This window comes from Cobetia sp. BMC6 (genome assembly GCF_029991385.1).
Classification (GTDB): Bacteria; Pseudomonadota; Gammaproteobacteria; order Pseudomonadales; family Halomonadaceae; genus Cobetia.
This window is the reverse complement of sequence record NZ_JAKUMF010000030.1, coordinates 1-597: the sequence shown is the minus strand read 5'-3', so window position 1 is coordinate 597 and position 597 is coordinate 1. Positions and strand designations below refer to the sequence as shown.

Here is a 597-nt window from a genome sequence, read left to right as displayed (position 1 = left end):
TGTCAAGGATTACGAATCTGTCGGACCTCTCCGACATATCGTGTTGATGGAGATGTGCTTGGCGCACATTCCATCGTCAGCATGATTCACATTGTTAAAGAGCGGCTGTTCAGAGAACAGTGAGAAGTCACACAACCTTCACGAGGAAGGCGATATGCTTGTCACTGTGGACTGTGCAGCGTTATCAGGTAGTAGAAGCTGAACCGGACTTTCATGGTGGAGCCAAGCGGGATCGAACCGCTGACCTCCTGCGTGCAAGGCAGGCGCTCTCCCAGCTGAGCTATGGCCCCAAAAGTCGGCAAAACCGTGTCGACAAAAGCACGAAGCTTTTGGTGGGTCTGGGCAGATTTGAACTGCCGACCTCACCCTTATCAGGGGTGCGCTCTAACCAACTGAGCTACAGACCCGACACTACTACTCGATAAACTAACTTGATCAGGTAATTCGTTGTGAGCACTTGCCGCGAGCAGTAGACAGTGTCGATAAGGAGGTGATCCAGCCCCAGGTTCCCCTAGGGCTACCTTGTTACGACTTCACCCCAGTCATGAACCACACCGTGGTGATCGCCCTCCCGAAGGTTAGGCTAACCACTTCTGG

Annotated in this window: 2 tRNA genes and 1 rRNA gene; all 3 read right to left on the bottom strand. The window is 52.9% G+C overall.

From position 1 onward, the window contains the following. Positions 1–214: 214 nt before the first annotated feature. A tRNA-Ala gene (locus tag MKZ40_RS16835) sits at positions 215–290 on the bottom strand. A 40-nt stretch (positions 291–330) separates the two neighbouring features. Beyond that, positions 331–407: transfer RNA gene (locus MKZ40_RS16830), tRNA-Ile, on the bottom strand. 76 nt (positions 408–483) lie between these two features. Continuing rightward, positions 484–597 (bottom strand): 16S ribosomal RNA (locus tag MKZ40_RS16825); the annotation flags it as partial.